The sequence below is a fragment of the Novosphingobium sp. 63-713 genome (assembly GCF_001898925.1).
Lineage (GTDB): Bacteria > Pseudomonadota > Alphaproteobacteria > Sphingomonadales > Sphingomonadaceae > Novosphingobium.
Map to the genome: position 1 here is coordinate 190,637 of NZ_MKVS01000052.1, position 15,568 is coordinate 206,204.

A 15,568-nucleotide genomic window follows, 5' to 3' on the forward strand; every position below is an offset into this window, starting at 1 on the left:
ATCAGGCAAAGCGCCCGCGCAGGGCATCGACCGCGCGCGCGAGCAGGATGGCGTCGGCGCCCACCGCGACAAAGGCAAAGCCGCGCTCGATACATTCACGCGCGCGCGTTTCATCCAGCACAAAGATCCCGGCGGGTTTCCCGGCGGCGTTTGCGCGGTCGAGACAGTGCCAGATCTTCTCCCATACGGCGGGATGATCGGCCTGTCCGGGCAGGCCCATTGTGGCGGCAAGGTCGGCCGGACCCATCAGCAGGGCGTCGATACCGGGCGTTGCGGCGATGGCATCGATGTTTTCCACCCCGGCTGCGGATTCGATTTGCGCGATGAGGCAGATTTCATCACGCGCCCGGGCGATGTAATCGGGCATGCGCGACCATCGCGCCGCGCGCGTCATGGTGGCGATCCCGCGTATGCCCTGCGGCGGATAGGCCACCGCCTGGGTCAGCGCCAGCGCCTGCGCCGCGCTTTCCACCATCGGGATCATCAGCGATTGCGCGCCAATGTCGAGATAGCGCTTGATCAGCGCCGCATCGCCATGGGGAAGGCGCACCACGGCCTGCGTGCGATAGGCCGCAACCGCCTGAAGCTGGGGCAGGACCGAGGGTACATCATTGACGCCATGTTCGGCATCGATCAGCAGCCAGTCGAAATCCCCGGCGGCGCAGAGTTCCGCGCAGATGTGGCTGCCAAGGGCCGACCACAGGCCGATCTGGCAGGACCCTTGCGAAAGCCTTTGCTTGAACATGTTCGAGGGCAGGGGAAGCGGCATGGTTATCTCCGGTCTGCGCGATGGCCCGCGATGTTTTTGGTCGGGCGGCAGAAAGATGGTGGAAAGCGATCAGGGGCGGGGCGATGCCATGGCTTCGGCATGGCGGGCAGAGCGGTTCGCGGCCCTTGCCGAAGGGATATGCTGGGCAATGATGGCCAGCGCCACCGCGCTGCCCGCCATGGCCAGCGCCAGCAGGGTGAAAAAGCCCACCGTGCTGCCGCTGGAGAGCAAATAGAAACCGGCGAGCGAACTGGCCATGGCGCCCACGCGGCCAAAGCCCAGCGCCGCGCCCACCCCGGTGGCGCGCATCGCGGAGGGGTAAACATGCGAGGCCAGAGCAAACATTGTCGTCTGGACGCCATTGACGGTAAAACCGAGCGCCGTCAGCACCATCAGCAAACCGGTGCGCGACAGGCCACCGGTTCCGGCCAGCAGGGCGAGCGTGGCGATGGCCGCGCCGATGGCGGCAAGGCCGGTCATCGTGACGCGCGAACCCAGACGCCCGATCACCAACGCGGCGAGCAAGGCCCCCGCCACGCCGCCAAAGTTGAAGCTGGCCAGGCCAAGACTGGCGGTTTTCTGATCGAAGCCCGCGCTGGCCAGTGTTGCGGGGAGCCAGCTGAAGGTGGTGTAAACCGCGATCAGGCACAGGAAGAAGGCGGCCCAAAGGCCCACCGTGTCGCGCAGGAAAGCGGGGGCGAACAATTGCCCGATACTGGCGCGTTTCCGGGGCGCGATCGCTGCGCCATGCATCTGTTTCGCGGCCCTGATGGCCAGAAAACTGGGCGACTCAGGCAGCCACAGTGCAAGGGCCAGCGCAAGCAGGCAGGGGATGGAGCCGGCCACCAGAAACATCGCGCGCCAGCCATGCGTTGGCAGAATGTCGGCCGCCACCATGCCGCCCAGCACGCCGCCGAGCGGCACGCATACGATCGTGGCGGTAACGGCAAAGGGCCGCGCGCGCACCGGGCTGAATTCGGCGGCCAGCGCTGTGGCATTGGGCATCGCGCCGCCCAGACCGAGCCCCGTCAGGAAGCGGATCAGGGTGAGGGATTCTATATTGGTGGCCAGCGCGGTGGCCAGCGTGAAAAGGCCGAAGAGAGCCACGCTGGCGATCATCATCTTGCGCCGCCCCAGACGGTCACCCAGCACACCGGCAATCGCGGTCCCTACCGTCATCCCGGCCAGGCTCATGAAAGAGGCGGGCGCCAGCGCGGACGCGGCCATATGCCATTCACGCGCGATGCCGGCCACCGCCAGACCCAGCGCCTGATTGTCAAAGCCGTCAAAAATGATCGCCAGCGCCGAAAGGGTAACGCCCAGCACGCGGGTGCCGTTCCAGTCTTCCGCTTTCTGGTCCGATGGATGGGCCATGTGTGTTTCGCGCTCGACCGGCACTGCTCTTCCCTTGCTCTTTATGTTTCATGGGACGGTGTGCCTTGCCACCGTCGATGCGCGATGGATGACGTGATGCCCGCATATCGTCAACGAAAATTGTACAGTTTTTGCCAGAAGATTTGCGGAAATGTGAGTGCAAGCCGGCGATGAAAATCATTCAATATACTATAAAATAACGATAAAAATAGAAAAACCGACCTTCTTTTATCCGTTGCATAACGGGCATAAAATACATATAAACTTTGCAATAGCTGGTTATATAAAACAAAACATCATAATGGAGAGGTCTATGAGAATCGGAATGGCTGCGCGGGTTTCGGCTCTGGCGCTGCTTGCGCTGGGCGGCGCGGCAATCGCGCAGGGTAATGGCGCGGCCCGCGCCACGCCCAAGGAGGCGCAGGTCCATATCGACCGCGCGATGGCGCTGGCGGGCAAAGCCTATATGCGCACCACGGCCAGCCTGCAGTGCGGCCTGTCCGGTCCGGCGATGTCGCGCTTTGCCAATGCCGCCGTGCCGGAGCCGACGGAACTGTTCGACAATTTCTATTATGTCGGTGTGAGCAGTGTCGGCGCCTATGCAATCAGGACGCGCGAAGGCATCATCCTGATTGATGCGCTCAACACCAGCGAGGACGGCGTGAATGTCATCGAGGCGGGGCTGAAGAAATTCGGCCTCAACCCCGCCGAAGTGAAATATATCGTCGTCACCCACGGCCACGGCGACCATTTCGGGGCCGCAGGCTATTTCGCCCAAAAATACGGCACGCATGTGATGATGAGCGCGGCGGACTGGGGGCTTGTGGCCAAACCGCCGATGCGCCCGGCAGGCGCGCCGCCCGCCCGTTTCAGCCCGCCGCCCGCCCGCGATCTGGACGCGCGCGACGGCATGGTCCTGTCGCTGGGCGGTCAGGACATCCGCATCGTTGAAACCCCCGGCCATACGCCGGGCACGATTTCGCTGCTGGTGCCGGTCACGGTCCATGGGCAAAAGCATCTCCTTGCCATGTGGGGCGGCACGGGCGTGCCGCGCGATGCCGAGATGCGGGCAAAATACATCGCCTCCTCGGAACGTTTCGCGGCCATTTCCACAAAGGCAGGCGCGGATATCGAGCTGAGCAATCATCCGTTTGTCGATGACAGTTTGACGCGCATGGACGATCTGCGGGCCCATCCGCGCGGCGCCAATCCCTTTGTGATCGGGCGCGGCGCCTATGCCAAATATGCCGGGATCATCACTGAATGCGCCAAGGCGGTGGCTGAGGGCGGGCCGACGGCGAACTGACCCGGACGTTTCAGAATATCATTATCGAACAAATGAATATCCCGAGGAAAAGGGAGGGGGGACTATGCGCGTTTTTTTGAGGAAATCACTGTTGCTGGCCGGTGCGGCCATGGTGGGGGGCGCTCCGGCGCTGGCGGCGGAAGCGGCCGGGCCTGCTGAAAGCGGGGCGGTGGAGGCCGCCATCGTCGTGACCGGTTCACGCATTGCCAAGGCCGGTTTCGAGGCGCCCACGCCGACCACGGTGGTGGACGCGACGGCGCTGAACGCTGCGCCCCAGCCGACCGTGGCGCAATATCTCAACCAGTTGCCCGCCCTTTCAGGTTCGACCTCGCCGCGCACGGCGGGCAATGGCGTGGGCGGGGGCACGCAGGGCATGAATTCGCTCAATCTGCGCGGGCTGGGGCTGAGCCGGACGCTGGTGCTGCTCGACAACCGCCGCGTGGTGGGCAGCGCGACCACCGGCGCGGTCGACCTCAACCTCCTGCCCACCACGCTGCTTCAGCGTGTCGATGTGGTGACGGGCGGCGCTTCGGCGGCATGGGGTTCGGATGCGGTCGCGGGCGTGGTCAACCTTGTTCTCGACAAGCATTTTTCCGGGCTGAAAGGCAATATCCAGAAGGGCATCTCGACCTATGGCGATGGCGGTGAATTGCGCGCCGAACTGGCCGGTGGCCATGCCTTTGCCGAAGGGCGGGGCCATATTCTGGCCAGCGTGTCCTACAGCAGTTCGGACAGCATCGACCGCGTGGATTCGCGCCCCTGGTATGTCGGCACCAAGCTGATCAGCAACCCGGCCTATGCGGCGGGCAATGGCCAGCCCAAGCTGCTGGTTGCCGACCATGTCAATTCGCCCACCGGCACCTATGGCGGCCTGATCACGACCGGCCCGCTGGCCGGAACCCAGTTCCTTCCCGGCAGCGTGCCCGCGCCCTTCAATTTCGGCACGGTCGGTGTGCCCGTAAGCGGTCTGGGGACGCCGGGCCTGTCGACCACGGCCTATTCCGGCACCCAGCACAGCATCAACGGTACGCCCAACGATCTGGGCGCGGCCAATCAGGTCTCGGCCTCGACCAAGGTGTTCAGCACTTTCCTGCGCGGATCGTTTGACGTCACCGACAATATCAACCTGTTCGGCGAGTTCATTTACGGCAAGTCGATCGCGGATTCGCTCTCGGTGCCCTATTTCACCATGGTGCCCAACGGCAGCCCGCTGACCATTTCGCGCAGCAATGCCTATCTTCCAGCCGCGACGGCAACGGCGATGGACAATGCCGGGGTCAGTTCCTTTACGCTGGGCCGCCTCAACATGGACCTTGGCGAGGCCGCGCCGCATAATGAGCGCGAGCTCTACCGCTATCTGGTCGGGGCCGACATCAAGCTGGGCGGCAGCTGGAACGCGCATCTCTATTACGAGCATCAATTGAGCCGCATCCTCAACGAAGTGCGCAATGACCAGTTGCGTTCGGCCTTTGCGCTGGCGGTGGATGCGGTGCAGGTGACGCCCGCCAATGTGGGTTCATCGGGCCTCGCGCTGGGCAGCATCGTCTGCCGTTCCAGCCTGGGCGCGCCGACCAACGGATGCGTTCCCTTCAACGTGTTCGGGCCACAGAATGTGACGGCGGCCCAGCGTGCCTATCTGGTCGGTACCGCGCGCCAGCGTATCAGCATGACCGAGGATGTCGCCTCGGCCTCGGTGGGCGGCGATCTGTTCAACCTGCCTGCGGGCGCGGTCACGCTGGCCGCGGGCGCGGAATATCGCCGCGAAAGCCATTCGGCCGACGCCGACGCCCAATCGCAGCGCAATATCACCGATACCGGCCCCGGCACGGGCAATTGGTGGGTAGGCAATTACAAGCCTTCCTCGGGCGGGTTCACCGTCAAGGAAGGTTTTGCCGAAGTGCTGGTGCCCTTGCTCAAGGATTCGGCAATCGGCCGCAAGTTGGACTTCAACGGCGCGGCGCGTGTCACCCATTACAGCACCAGCGGCACCGTGACCACGTGGAAGGCGGGCCTGACCTGGGATATTGCGGGCGGCCTCAAGCTGCGCGGGGTGCAATCGCGCGATATCCGCGCGCCCAACCTTGGCGACTATTACCTGGGCGGTTCGGCCACCAGCCAGACCGTGATCGATGGCCCCAACGGCAATGTCTCGGTGCTGCGCATCCAGTCGGGCAACACCAATCTGGTGCCCGAAGTCGCCTCCACCACCACGCTGGGCGCGGTCTATCAGCCGACCTTCCTGCGCGGGTTCAGTATTGCGGTCGATTATTTCCGCATCAAGATTGACGGGGCCATTGCCACGCCCGCGCCGCAATATGTGGTCGATCGTTGTCGCGATGGTTCGATCCCGGCCATGTGCAGCCTGTTGGTGCGCAACAGTTCGGGCACGCTGACCACGGTTCTGGTGCAGCCGCTGAACTACAAGACCGAGTTGATGTCGGGCGTCGATGTCGAGGCCAGCTATCGCTTCCGTCTGGGCAAGGGCATGGTCTCGCTGCGCAGCCTCTGGACCTATACCGGCGAGCACAAGCTGATCGACAATGGCGTGGTCGACAGCCTGCTGGGCGAAGTGGGGCAGGGCAATGGCCCGGTCAAACTGCGCGGGTTCAATTCGGTCAGCTATGATTCGGAAAGTCTCGCGCTTTCGCTGCGTCATCGCTTTATCGGACAGGGGGTGATCGATGCCGCCTGGACTTCTGCCGATATCAACAACAACACCGTGTCCGCGATCAGCTATTTTGACATGTCGGCCACGGCCAAGGTCCGCAGCGGCGGCGTCAATTTCGAAGTCTTCGCCTCGGTGGACAATATGTTCAACGCCGCCCCGCCCCGCGCGCCGGGCATTTTGGGCACCACCAACACGACGATCGGCACGGCGGCGGCCACCTATGATCTGATCGGCCGGTATTTCCGCGCCGGTGTCCGGTTCAAGATGTAATGTCGGCCGGTGGGCTGTCCCTTGGGCGGCCCACCCAAGCCTGTGGGGAGAGCCTGTGAATCCGTTAGTCCAATTTCTCGAACACCTGCCTCCCCATATCCCGCATTCGGTTGACGAGTTTGACCGCAGGCGGCATTTGCGCGATTTCACTCTGCCCCGCGCGGTGGAGCATCTTCCGCTGCTGGTCGCCTATCCGCGCGATGCCGATCAGGTGGCGGCGGTGATGCAGGCGGCCTCGGCATGCGGGATGCATGTTGTGCCGCAGGGCGGGCTGACCGGCATGGCGGGCGGCGCTTTGCCCAGCGCGGGCAGCATCGCGCTCTCGCTGGAAAAGATGCGTGGGGTCGAGGAAGTCGACACTTTCGCCAATACGGTGACGGTGCTGGCGGGCACGCCCCTGCAGGCGGTGCAGCAGGCCGCGCAGGATGCGGATCGTTTCTTTGCGGTCGATTTCGGTTCGCGCGGTTCCTGCACCATCGGCGGCATGCTGGCCAACAATGCGGGGGGCAACCGCGTCCTGCGCTATGGCATGACCCGCGACCAGGTGCTGGGGCTGGAGGTGGTGCTGGCCGATGGCACGATCATCAGCAACATGAACAAGATGATCAAGAACAACGCGGGCTATGACCTGCGCAACCTGTTTATCGGCAGCGAGGGGACGCTGGGCATCATCACCCGCGCGGTCCTGCGCCTGTTCCCCGCGCCGCGCAGTTCCAATACGCTCCTGTGCGCTGTTGATGGGATCGATCAGGTCCACCGCCTGCTGGCGCTGGCGCGCGGCGCGTTGGGGGCCCAGCTTTCCGCCTTCGAGGTGATGTGGCAGGATTTCTACGCCATCACCCATGATGTGACCGGCCGCTCGCCGCTTTCACCCGAGGCGGGCACGCATTTCATTCTGCTCGAAGCGCTCGGTTCGGACGAGCAGGCCGACGGGATGATTTTTACCCGCTTTGCCGAGCAGGCGTTTGAACAGGGAATTCTGCAGGACGCGGTGCAGGCCCAGTCGCTGAGCGATGCGGAGAGCTTCTGGCGGATCCGCGATTCCAGCGGCGAGCTTTCGCATCTCTGGGGCAAGGGCGCCGTGGTGAATTTCGATGTCAGCGTACCGGTGGCTCGCGCGGAGGAATTCGTCACCCTGTGCCGGGAGGCGCTGGCGCGCGATATTCCGGGCGGAGAGGCGGTGTTTTTCGGCCACCTGGCCGACAGCAACATGCACCTTGCCGTGCCGGACCCCAGCGGGCAACAGCGTGAAGCGATCTGCCGCACCGTCTATGCCACGGTGCGGGCGATGGCGGGGTCAGTTTCGGCCGAGCACGGGATCGGCCTCGATAAGCGACAATATCTGCATTATTCACGCAGCGAGGCGGAAATCGCGCTGATGCGGCGGCTCAAGCAGATGCTGGACCCGCAAGGGCTGCTCAATCCCGGCAAGATATTACCGGAAAGTCTCGCTTGATTATCCACTTTTTCTTTATAAAAGGGATTTGTGAGCAAACAACGCATCAGCAATCGACAGATCGAAGCCTTCATTCGCGTGGCCGAATGCAGCAGCTTCACGGGCGCGGCCCAGCGCATGCAATTGACCAATTCGGCGATCAGCAGCCTGATTTCCGAATTGGAAAGTGCAATCGGCCTGCGATTGTTCGAGCGCAGCACAAGACGCGTGGTGCTCAACGAACATGGGCGCCAGTTCATGCCCTCCGCGCTCAGCTTTATCCGCACGCTCAAGGCGGTCGAACGCATGGCCGAAACGCTGGGCGATCAGGCGAGCGACACGATCCGCATTGCAGCGCCGATGGTGGTGGCGGCCGCCATCCTGCCCCCGCTGATCGCTGAATTCGAGGCTGCGCATCCCGATTGCGAGGTGCACATTCTCGACACAGGGGTTGAGTGGCTCTCCGAACGGGTGGCCACAGGCGAGGCGGATCTGGCCGTGGGTCCCGACCGCGTGACCGAGGAAACGGTGCAGTCCGAGAGCCTGTTGCCCAGCAAATGGGTGGTGTGGCTTTCGCCCGAACATCCGCTGGCCGCGCAGTCGCATCTGCGCTGGCGCGATCTGAAGGGTGTGAAATTCCACACCGGCGGGCATGACCATGAACGGATCATCGAACAGGCCATGTCCGGTCTGGACGAGAGCGAGCGGGTGGTGCCGGGGCAGGTGTTTGACAATATCACCACCGCGCTTGGTCTTGCCGCCGCCGGGGTGGGGGTGGCGCTGTGCCCGGCCTATGTCGCCCCGCTGGCCAATGCTTTCCGGCTTGAGATGCGGCGGCTGATCGACCCGGAATTCACGCGCTATGTCATGCTTTACAGCTCGGCGATCCGTCCCCAGTCGGAACGGATCGCCGAATTTTCCGCCTTGCTGCGCAAGCGTTTCAAAGAGCTAGGAGTTTCCCAGGATTCATGATCCCTTGCGGATCGAGCGCCTGTTTGATGCTGCGCATCAACTGGCGTTCGGGGGTGGGGCGATAGGCATCGGCCTCGTCGCGCCGCAGCACGCCCAGCCCGTGTTCCGCCGAAATCGTGCCGCCCGCTGCCATCACCAGATCATGAACGATACGGTTGACCTCGGCCTGACGGGCCATGAAGCTCGCCTTGTCCTCGCCGGGGGCGGGGGAATAGTTGAAATGCAGGCTGCCGTCGCCAAGGTGGCCGAAGAGCACCGGCCGGATGTCGGGATGGCGCGCGCGCACCGCTTCGACCGCCGCGGGTATGAAGGCGGCAATCGCCGAAATGGGCAGGGCAATGTCATGCTTGATGGTGGCCCCTTCCGCGCTCTGCGCCTCGGAAATGCCTTCGCGCAGGGCCCAGAGCGCCTGCGTTTGCGTGAGGCTTTCGGCAATCACCGCGTCCAGCACAAGGCCATCCTCAAAGGCCTGGCCCAGCGCTTCTTCGATGGCGGCGCGGGCGGCCTCCTCGCTGGTGAAATCGGTGAATTCGATGAGGATGTACCACGGATAGCGCTCACCAAACGGATCGCGCGCGTCATGGCCATGGCGCAGGACCAGTTCCAGACATTCGCGTGAGAGCAGTTCAAACGCCGTCAGCCGATCCGCATAACGCGCGCGCAGGACCTCGAGCAGACCCATCGCCGCCCCGCAATCCGCAACCGCCACCAGCGAGGCAAGCCGCGCCGCCGGCTGCGGATAGAGTTTGAGCACCGCGCCGGTGATGATCCCCAGCGTGCCCTCGGATGCAATATACAGGTCGCGCAGGTCATAGCCCGAATTGTCCTTGCGCAGCCCTTTCAATCCGCTCCACACTTCGCCCGCAGGCGTGACAACCTCCAGCCCCAGACAGAGTTCGCGTGCATTGCCATAGCGCAGCACCGCCGTCCCGCCCGCATTGGTGGCCAGATTGCCGCCGATCGTGCAGGACCCTTCGGCGGCAAGGCTGAGCGGGAAATAGCGCCCGGCATCGCGCGCGGCCTCCTGCACGCTGGCCAAAATCACCCCGGCATCGACCGTCATCGTATTGTTGACCGGATCGATCGCCCGGATGCGGTTGAGCCGTGTCAGCGCAACCACAAGGTTCAGCCCCTCGGCGGGCGGGGTGGCCCCGCCCGACATGCCGGTGTTGCCCCCCTGCGGCACCAGCCGCACGCCGTTTTGCCCGCACCAGCGCACCAGCGCGCAGACCTGATCGACGCTTTCCGGCAGGGCGACCGCGATGGCCGCCCCGGTCCACATCTTGCGCCAGTCGGTCAGGTAGGGCGCCACATCGTCGGCATCCACCAGCAACTTGCCGTCATAGGCCGCACGCAGACTGTCCAGCATAGCCATCACCGCCCGCGCGACGCGGCTTGATAATTGGCGAGAAGGTCGGGGCGGACCCGCTCGTCAAAGCCCAGCGCCACGCGGCGCACCTCGGGCGTATCGAGCGGGGGATGACCGATACCGGCCGCGCGCGGTTCGGGCGCGGACACCACATCGCAGCCAAGGCGCCCAAGGTTGGTGATTTCCACCTCGATCCGGTCGCCCGGATCAAGCGAACGCGAATGAGCGGGCGTGCCGGTCATGATGATGTCGCCCGGCATCAGCGTGATATAGCGGGCGATGTCGGCGATGATGAAATCGGCTTCCCAGATCAGTTCTTCGCCGATGTTGGCTTCCTGCACCAGCAAGCCGTTGCGATAGGTGCGCAGCGTTTCCTTGCGCGGATCGACGCCGCGCACGATGCCGGGGCCAATCGGGCAATAGCCGTCCATACCCTTGACGCGCAGCATCGAGCCTTGATCCGTATCGCGGAAATCCTGCGCGCCCATGTCGAGCAGTGGGGCGAAACCGGCGATGCAGTCCCATGCCTCCTCGGGCGTGACATTGCGCGTCACCTTGCCGATGATCGCGGCCACTTCGCCTTCGTAATTGAGATAGCGCATTCCGTCATATTTGACGATCTTGCCGTTGTGGCCATTCGTGGCCGTGGGCGGCTTGGTGAAATAGGTGGGATTGTCGGTCGGCTTGGGCTTGTTGCGCGTTTCCATCGAGCGCGAGACATAGGTGATATGCGCGCCTATGATCTTGGTCGGCTCGCAAGGGGGCAGGTGGATCATCCGCGCCGGATCGACCACGCGCCCGTCATCCAGCGCCAGCATCGCATCATCGCGCATCGTGCCCCAGCAGGCCGAGCCTTCAACCATCACTCGGCGGCGTTCGATCCGCGGTCCTTCAAATACGCTCATTGTTTCAAACCTCGAACCAGATGTGGATATTGCCCGTGCCCCGGGCGTTTTCATATTCGCTGAGCGCGGTGCCGGGCGCGCGGCAATCAGCCCCGCCCATCGCGCCGACCATTTGCAGATAATGGCCGCCCAGCCCTTCCCACGGAATCTTGCGATAGACGGTGGGGAAGCGCTCGACGATCACGTCATGGCGGCCCTGACGGAACAGTTCGATGACCTCCAGATCGCTGGCGATATTTTCCGGGCTGGACACATTGGCCGCATCGAAAATGCGCGGGCTTTTGCGTTCCCAGTCGATCTCGTTGAACTTGTGGCTGAGCGCGCCCGAGGCGAGCAGCACCACGCGCTTGCCGCTGCGGCGGATGGCCTCGCCCACCACCGCGCCCATTTCAAGGAAATGGTGCGACTGGCAATTCTGGCAATTGCTGGCCGTCAGATAGGGCACATCAAGGCCCAGCTTGGTCACCAGATTGAGCGTGGCATATTCATGCGTCAGATGCGGATCATCAATCGCCATGGCCAGCACGCTGCGTTCCTCGGCCACGCTCTGACACATTTTCGCCAGGTCCGGACAGCCGCGATAGTCGAATTCCAGCCCGTTGAGATACCACGGCATTTCCACCGAAGTATAGGTGCCCTTGTGATGGGCGCGGGCATCGAGCAGGTGAAAGCCGGTGGTGAACCAATGCGAGTCAAAGATCAGAATCGCATCGGGCGACACCGCCTCAATCCGCGCGCGCAGACGCTTGAAGCCCTCGATCAGGTCGGAATCGCGGCCCGCGCCATCCTCCAGCCGGAACTCGTCGGTCTGCATGAGGCCGGGATGGTGCGAGACAATCGCGCTCCCGACGATTTTTCCTTCGTTGCTCATCGGTGTGCAAAGCTCGCCTTGAAGGGTTGTTTGGGCGTGATGACGTCCTTGACGTCGCAGAAGAAGTCGAAGCTCCATTCGCCGCCTTCGCGGCCCACGCCCGATTGCCCGCGCCCGCCAAAGGGCGCGGCCAGATCGCGGATGGTGAAGCTGTTGATCCAGATAAAGCCGGTGCGGACCTGATCGGCCACGGCCTGCGCATGGGCCTGTTCGCCATAGCAGATGCCGCCAAGACCATAGACCGTGCTGTTGGCCAGAGCGATGGCCTCCTCGTCACTGGCAAAGGTCTGCATTACCAGCACCGGCCCGAAGACTTCCTGCTGAACGATCTCGGCATCATTGGCGACATCGCAGAACATGGTCGGCTGGAAATATTGCGGGCCGAAATCGTGGCGCTCGCCGCCCCACAGGGTGGTGGCCCCGGCCGCCTTGGCGCGCTCGACAAAGCCCGCCACGCGTTCGACCTGGCGCGGATGGATGATCGGGCCGACCTCGGTGGCCGGATCGCGCGGATCGCCCACGACCAGATTGGCCACCACGGCGCGCATCTTTTCGACAAAGGCGTCGCGGATGGATTCGTGGACCAGAAAGCGCGTGCCCGCCAGACAGACCTGTCCGGCATTGCGATACATCAGTGCGCCGGTGGCCGCTGCCGCATCCAGATCGGCATCCTTCAGCACGATAAAGGGCGATTTCCCGCCCAGTTCCAGACTGCACGGCACCAGATTGGCCGCCGCCGCCGTTGCCACCAGCTTGGCCGTGGGCACCGAGCCGGTGAAGGAAATGCGCGCGAGGCGGGGGTCGGCCACCAGCCTTGCGCCGGTGGTGGCGCCCATGCCCTGAACGATGTTGAACACGCCCGGCGGCAGCCCCGCCGCATCGGCCGCATCGGCCAGCAGTGAGGTGGTGAGCGGCGCCCATTCGGGCGGCTTGATGACCACCGTGTTGCCCGAAGCCAGCGCGGGGCCGGCCTTCCACGTCGCCAGCATCAGCGGCGAGTTCCACGGCGTGATGATCGCGCAAACGCCCGCCGGATCGTGGCGTACCTGATGAATGGCCTGCGTGGTTTCGATCACGCGGTCCTGAAGGGTCAGGGCTTCCTTGGCAAACCATGTGATGTTCAGCATGGCGCGCGGCACGATCCCGTGACGCATGCGCGAGAGCAGCACGCCCGCATCATTGGCCTCGGCCAAGGCGAAGGCTTCCTCGTGCTTGCCGATCTCCTCGGCAAAGCGTTCAAGATAGGGCAGTCGCCCCGCCGCCCCCAGCGCCGCCCATCCGGGAAAGGCGGCCTGCGCGGCAGAAACAGCGGCATCGACATGTTCGTCCAGCCCCGCCGAAATCCTGCCCAGAACTTTCTGGTCGACCGGGCAGAAAGTTTCGAAAGTCTCGCTGGAGGCGACCCGCCGTCCGTTGATGTAATGATCGGGCGAGATCGGGTGCCCGTCGATATGGATCATGTCTGCCATAGGTTGCAGCCTTGTCTTGAGTGGCTCAGATGAAGCGGGTGGTGATGACGCCCAGCGGGCCGTAATCGACCGCGAATGTGTCGCCGCGCACCCCGCCGATGGGGGCAGTGAAGGATCCGCAAAGGATGATCTGTCCCGGTTCGAGGGCGATCTCATGCGGTGCCAGCTTGTTGGCCAGCCATGCGATGCCCGTGGCCGGATGGCCCAGCACGGCGGCGGCCACGCCCGATTCCTCGATGATGCCATTGCGCTCGATCCATGCCGCCACACGGCGCAGGTCGAAGGCATCGGGGGCAAAGCGCGCCTCGCCTAGGATGACCCCGGCATTGGCGGCATTGTCGGCAATCGTGTCCAGCGCCTTGCGCGTGTTGCCGGTGGCGGCATCCACCCGGTCGATCCGCATGTCGATCAGTTCGAGCGCCGGGCGGACATGATCGGTGGCGGCCAGCACATCCTCCAGCGTGACGCCCGGCCCGCGCAACTCGTGCTTGAGGAAAAAGGCCAGTTCGACCTCGATGCGCGGCTCGACAAAGCGGTCGAGCGGGATATCCTCGCCGCTGTGAAACAGCATATCGTCCAGCAGGACCCCGTAATCGGGTTCGGTGATATTGGCGGCCTTCTGCATGGCCCGGCTGGTCAGGCCGATCTTGCGGCCGATGACCTTGCGGCCCTGCGCCAGCTTGATGTCGATCCACGCGCTCTGGATGGCATAGCCATCCTCCATTGTCATGTCGGGATGGGCCAGGCTGATCTGGCGGATGGGGGTGCGTTCGCGTTCGGCCTTGTCCAGGCTGGCGGCATAATCGCGCCTTTGTTCGGTTGAAATGGGCATCCTTCTCACCCTTGCATGGCGTTCCGGCGCTTCCGGCCGGGTTCGGATTCATGGGATAATGGCAACGGGCGCCATTATCAACAAAAACTTTATAGTAGAGTTTATAATCCATTTCATCTATCGAGTTCAAAAAGAGCGCGACGGCGGGAAAAGCGGAAAGGACAATCCATGCAGGTTGGGATAATCGGCGCGGGAGCGATCGGCGGATGGATCGCCGCGCGTCTGGCGCATGGCGGACATGATGTGCGGATTCTGGCCCGCGCCGAGACGGGTAAAGCCTTGCGTGCCGATGGGCTGGCGCTGATTCAGGATGGGGAGCGTATGGTCGTTCATCCCCGGATTTGCACAGATGCGCAGGAAGTGGGACTGTGTGATCTGGTCATCGTGGGCGTCAAATCCTTCGCTCTGGAATCGGTGGCGCCATCCATCGCGGCGATGATGAAGCCCGAAACACTTGTGGTGCCTATGCTGAACGGCGTGCCCTGGTGGTTCATGGGGCGGGATGTCTCGCTGCGCTCGGTCGATCCTCACGGGATTTTGCAGAAATTCTTGCCCTATGAGCAGATTGTCGCCTGCGTTGTGCATGCCGCCGCGGCGCGGACATCCCCCGCCGAAATCACTCTGTTTCGAGGTGACCGCCTGATCATGGGCGAACCAGGCGGCGGGGCCGGCACGCGCGTGTCGGCTCTGGTCGATCAGTTCCGGGCGGCGGGCCTGCCTGCGGAGCAGAGCCATGATGTCCGCGCGGATATCTGGTTCAAGCTTTGGGGCAATATGACCATCAACCCGATCTCTGCGCTCACGCTGGCAACCGCAGACCGCATTCTGGATGATCCGCTGGTCCTTGGCCTGATCGCGGCGGTGATGGAGGAGGCACGCGAAATCGGCCGACGCATCGGTTGTCCGATCGAGCAATCCACGGTGGAGCGCAATGCCGTGACCCGCAAGCTGGGCGCATTTCGGACATCCATGCTGCAGGATGTGGACGCATCGAGGCCTATCGAACTGGACGCGCTGCTGGCGGCCCCGAGGGAAATCGCCGCGATGGTGGGCGTGGCGACGCCCTCGCTCGACATCCTGTTCGGCCTGACCAGACTGATGGGTGTTTCGCGCGGCATCTATGGATAGGAATTTGGAGTTTTGACCATGAAATGTTTGGTGCCGATCAAGCGGGTATTGGATTACAACGTGAAGCCTCGGGTGAAGGCGGACGGGACGGGTGTTGACCTGAGCAATGTGAAGATGAGCATGAACCCGTTTGACGAGATCGCGGTGGAGGAGGCGGTACGCCTGAAGGAGAAGGGCGCGGCCACGGAAGTGGTTGTCGT

The 15,568-nt window shown here is 63.6% G+C and carries 12 protein-coding genes and 1 pseudogene; 6 read left to right on the top strand and 7 right to left on the bottom strand.

The window, feature by feature from the left end:
* Nucleotide 1: 1 nt before the first annotated feature.
* Both BGP00_RS24380 and BGP00_RS24385 read right to left on the bottom strand, forming a co-directional pair.
* Complete coding sequence (locus tag BGP00_RS24380; RefSeq protein WP_292692187.1) at nucleotides 2-769, bottom strand: HpcH/HpaI aldolase/citrate lyase family protein; 768 nt, start codon at nucleotides 767-769, stop codon at nucleotides 2-4.
* Between the two features lie 69 nt (nucleotides 770-838).
* A complete protein-coding gene (locus tag BGP00_RS24385) occupies nucleotides 839-2,143 on the bottom strand; it encodes an MFS transporter (RefSeq protein ID WP_292692188.1) in 1,305 nt (434 codons plus the stop codon).
* Between the two features lie 313 nt (nucleotides 2,144-2,456).
* On the opposite strand from BGP00_RS24385, the gene BGP00_RS24390 reads away from it, so the two are divergent.
* The 4 genes from BGP00_RS24390 to BGP00_RS24405 all read left to right on the top strand — a co-directional run bounded on the left by BGP00_RS24390 (nucleotide 2,457) and on the right by BGP00_RS24405 (nucleotide 8,794).
* The gene (locus BGP00_RS24390; RefSeq protein ID WP_292692190.1) at nucleotides 2,457-3,449 is read left to right on the top strand and encodes an MBL fold metallo-hydrolase; all 993 of its coding nucleotides are present in this window, start codon (nucleotides 2,457-2,459) and stop codon (nucleotides 3,447-3,449) included.
* Nucleotides 3,450-3,513: 64 nt separating this feature from the next.
* Nucleotides 3,514-6,387, top strand: coding sequence for a TonB-dependent receptor (locus BGP00_RS24395; RefSeq protein WP_292692192.1), 2,874 nt, complete (start codon nucleotides 3,514-3,516; stop codon nucleotides 6,385-6,387).
* A gap of 55 nt (nucleotides 6,388-6,442) precedes the next feature.
* The gene (locus tag BGP00_RS24400; RefSeq protein WP_292692194.1) at nucleotides 6,443-7,843 is read left to right on the top strand and encodes an FAD-binding oxidoreductase; all 1,401 of its coding nucleotides are present in this window, start codon (nucleotides 6,443-6,445) and stop codon (nucleotides 7,841-7,843) included.
* A 30-nt stretch (nucleotides 7,844-7,873) separates the two neighbouring features.
* A complete protein-coding gene (locus BGP00_RS24405; RefSeq protein ID WP_168605320.1) occupies nucleotides 7,874-8,794 on the top strand; it encodes a LysR family transcriptional regulator in 921 nt (306 codons plus the stop codon).
* Here BGP00_RS24405 and BGP00_RS24410 read toward each other — a convergent pair.
* Genes BGP00_RS24410 through hpaH form a run of 5 tightly spaced genes read right to left on the bottom strand, consistent with a single transcriptional unit; the run spans nucleotide 8,763 to nucleotide 14,240 of the window.
* Nucleotides 8,763-10,169 (bottom strand): FAD-binding oxidoreductase, encoded by a 1,407-nt coding sequence (locus tag BGP00_RS24410; protein WP_292925927.1) that lies wholly within the window; start codon nucleotides 10,167-10,169, stop codon nucleotides 8,763-8,765. The two genes, BGP00_RS24405 and BGP00_RS24410, sit on opposite strands and share 32 nt — an antisense overlap.
* Nucleotides 10,169-11,068, bottom strand: coding sequence for a fumarylacetoacetate hydrolase family protein (locus tag BGP00_RS24415; RefSeq protein ID WP_168605318.1), 900 nt, complete (start codon nucleotides 11,066-11,068; stop codon nucleotides 10,169-10,171). Before BGP00_RS24415 ends, BGP00_RS24410 begins: the two co-directional genes overlap by 1 nt.
* Before the next feature lie 4 nt (nucleotides 11,069-11,072).
* Nucleotides 11,073-11,939, bottom strand: a complete 867-nt coding sequence (locus BGP00_RS24420; RefSeq protein WP_292692199.1) for a hypothetical protein — start codon at nucleotides 11,937-11,939, stop codon at nucleotides 11,073-11,075.
* Nucleotides 11,936-13,408: an aldehyde dehydrogenase family protein gene (locus BGP00_RS24425; protein ID WP_292692201.1), complete on the bottom strand. Its 1,473-nt coding sequence runs from the start codon at nucleotides 13,406-13,408 to the stop codon at nucleotides 11,936-11,938. Before BGP00_RS24425 ends, BGP00_RS24420 begins: the two co-directional genes overlap by 4 nt.
* Nucleotides 13,409-13,433: 25 nt before the next feature.
* Nucleotides 13,434-14,240 carry a 2-oxo-hept-4-ene-1,7-dioate hydratase gene (gene hpaH / locus BGP00_RS24430; protein WP_292692202.1) on the bottom strand — a complete coding sequence of 269 codons (807 nt, stop codon included), beginning with the start codon at nucleotides 14,238-14,240 and terminating at the stop codon, nucleotides 13,434-13,436.
* Nucleotides 14,241-14,408: 168 nt separating this feature from the next.
* On the opposite strand from hpaH, the gene BGP00_RS24435 reads away from it, so the two are divergent.
* Nucleotides 14,409-15,368, top strand: a complete 960-nt coding sequence (locus BGP00_RS24435) for a 2-dehydropantoate 2-reductase (RefSeq protein ID WP_292692204.1) — start codon at nucleotides 14,409-14,411, stop codon at nucleotides 15,366-15,368.
* 18 nt (nucleotides 15,369-15,386) lie between these two features.
* Nucleotides 15,387-15,568 (top strand): annotated as a pseudogene (locus BGP00_RS24440) (electron transfer flavoprotein subunit beta/FixA family protein); the annotation flags it as partial.

Coding starts and splice junctions, on each gene's coding strand:
- BGP00_RS24435 (WP_292692204.1), top strand. CDS start 14,409: ATGCAGGTTGGGATAATCGGCGCGGGAGCGATCGGCGGATGGATCGCC.
- hpaH (WP_292692202.1), bottom strand. CDS start 14,240: ATGCCCATTTCAACCGAACAAAGGCGCGATTATGCCGCCAGCCTGGAC.
- BGP00_RS24380 (WP_292692187.1), bottom strand. CDS start 769: ATGCCGCTTCCCCTGCCCTCGAACATGTTCAAGCAAAGGCTTTCGCAA.
- BGP00_RS24425 (WP_292692201.1), bottom strand. CDS start 13,408: ATGGCAGACATGATCCATATCGACGGGCACCCGATCTCGCCCGATCAT.
- BGP00_RS24410 (WP_292925927.1), bottom strand. CDS start 10,169: ATGGCTATGCTGGACAGTCTGCGTGCGGCCTATGACGGCAAGTTGCTG.
- BGP00_RS24385 (WP_292692188.1), bottom strand. CDS start 2,143: ATGGCCCATCCATCGGACCAGAAAGCGGAAGACTGGAACGGCACCCGC.
- BGP00_RS24415 (WP_168605318.1), bottom strand. CDS start 11,068: ATGAGCGTATTTGAAGGACCGCGGATCGAACGCCGCCGAGTGATGGTT.
- BGP00_RS24395 (WP_292692192.1), top strand. CDS start 3,514: ATGCGCGTTTTTTTGAGGAAATCACTGTTGCTGGCCGGTGCGGCCATG.
- BGP00_RS24420 (WP_292692199.1), bottom strand. CDS start 11,939: ATGAGCAACGAAGGAAAAATCGTCGGGAGCGCGATTGTCTCGCACCAT.
- BGP00_RS24390 (WP_292692190.1), top strand. CDS start 2,457: ATGAGAATCGGAATGGCTGCGCGGGTTTCGGCTCTGGCGCTGCTTGCG.